The sequence below is a fragment of the Desemzia sp. AGC72 genome (genome assembly GCF_057334175.1).
Window position 1 is genome coordinate 1 of sequence record NZ_JBHFIG010000012.1, and the last position, 1,794, is coordinate 1,794.

Genomic DNA, 1,794 nt, shown 5'->3' on the forward strand with positions numbered 1-1,794 from the left:
GTGGAGCGCTTAGAAGTGAGAATGCCGGTATGAGTAGCGAAAGACGGGTGAGAATCCCGTCCACCGAATGACTAAGGTTTCCTGGGGAAGGCTCGTCCTCCCAGGGTTAGTCGGGACCTAAGCTGAGGCCGAATGGCGTAGGCGATGGCCAACAGGTTGATATTCCTGTACCTGTTTGTTTTGTTTGAGCAATGGAGGGACACAGGAGGCTAAGAAATGCGTGCTGCTGGATATGCACGTCCAAGCAATGAGTCTTGAAGTGAGTGAAATGCTTGCTTCTCTAAGGATGAGTTGTGATGGGGAGGGAAATCAAGTACCGAAGTTTCTGATGTCACACTGTCAAGAAAAGCTTCTAGTGAGAAACAAACAGCCCGTACCGCAAACCGACACAGGTAGTCGAGGAGAGAATCCTAAGGTGTGCGAGAGAACTCTCGTTAAGGAACTCGGCAAAATGACCCCGTAACTTCGGGAGAAGGGGTGCTGACCATTGGTCAGCCGCAGTGAATAGGCCCAAGCGACTGTTTATCAAAAACACAGGTCTCTGCTAAATCGAAAGATGACGTATAGGGGCTGACGCCTGCCCGGTGCTGGAAGGTTAAGAGGATGGGTTAGCTTCGGCGAAGCTCAGAATTGAAGCCCCAGTAAACGGCGGCCGTAACTATAACGGTCCTAAGGTAGCGAAATTCCTTGTCGGGTAAGTTCCGACCCGCACGAAAGGCGTAACGATTTGGGCACTGTCTCAACGAGAGACTCGGTGAAATTATAGTACCTGTGAAGATGCAGGTTACCCGCGACAGGACGGAAAGACCCCATGGAGCTTTACTGCAGTTTGATATTGAGTGTCTGTACAGCTTGTACAGGATAGGTAGGAGCTATTGAAGCCAGGACGCCAGTCTTGGTGGAGGCATTGGTGGGATACTACCCTTGCTGTATGGCCACTCTAACCCTCAGCCATGATCTGGCTGGGAGACAGTGTCAGACGGGCAGTTTGACTGGGGCGGTCGCCTCCTAAAATGTAACGGAGGCGCCCAAAGGTTCCCTCAGAATGGTTGGAAATCATTCGTAGAGTGTAAAGGCAGAAGGGAGCTTGACTGCGAGACCTACAAGTCGAGCAGGGACGAAAGTCGGGCTTAGTGATCCGGTGGTTCCGCATGGAAGGGCCATCGCTCAACGGATAAAAGCTACCCTGGGGATAACAGGCTTATCTCCCCCAAGAGTCCACATCGACGGGGAGGTTTGGCACCTCGATGTCGGCTCATCGCATCCTGGGGCTGTAGTCGGTCCCAAGGGTTGGGCTGTTCGCCCATTAAAGCGGTACGCGAGCTGGGTTCAGAACGTCGTGAGACAGTTCGGTCCCTATCCGTCGCGGGCGTAGGAAATTTGAGAGGAGCTGTCCTTAGTACGAGAGGACCGGGATGGACACACCGCTGGTGTACCAGTTGTTCTGCCAAGAGCATCGCTGGGTAGCTATGTGTGGAAGGGATAAACGCTGAAAGCATCTAAGCGTGAAGCCCCCCTCAAGATGAGATTTCCCATCACGTAAGTGAGTAAGACCCCTGAGAGATGATCAGGTAGATAGGTTGGAAGTGGAAGTCTAGCGATAGGCGGAGCGGACCAATACTAATCGGTCGAGGACTTAACCAAGATTTTAGGTGGATTCAACGGATCCGAACGAATGTGATACTAGACAAATCCAGTTTTGAGAGCGCAAGGTTCTCTATATGTGTGGTGATGATGGCAAGAAGGTCACACCTGTTCCCATGCCGAACACAGAAGTTAAGCTTCTTAGCGCCG

Annotated in this window: 2 rRNA genes; both read left to right on the forward strand. The window is 52.0% G+C overall.

The features are described 5' to 3' along the window. Positions 1 to 1,644: ribosomal RNA gene (locus tag ACE025_RS06310) — 23S ribosomal RNA — on the forward strand; the annotation flags it as partial. A gap of 80 nt (positions 1,645 to 1,724) precedes the next feature. Beyond that, positions 1,725 to 1,794: ribosomal RNA gene (gene rrf / locus ACE025_RS06315) — 5S ribosomal RNA — on the forward strand; the annotation flags it as partial.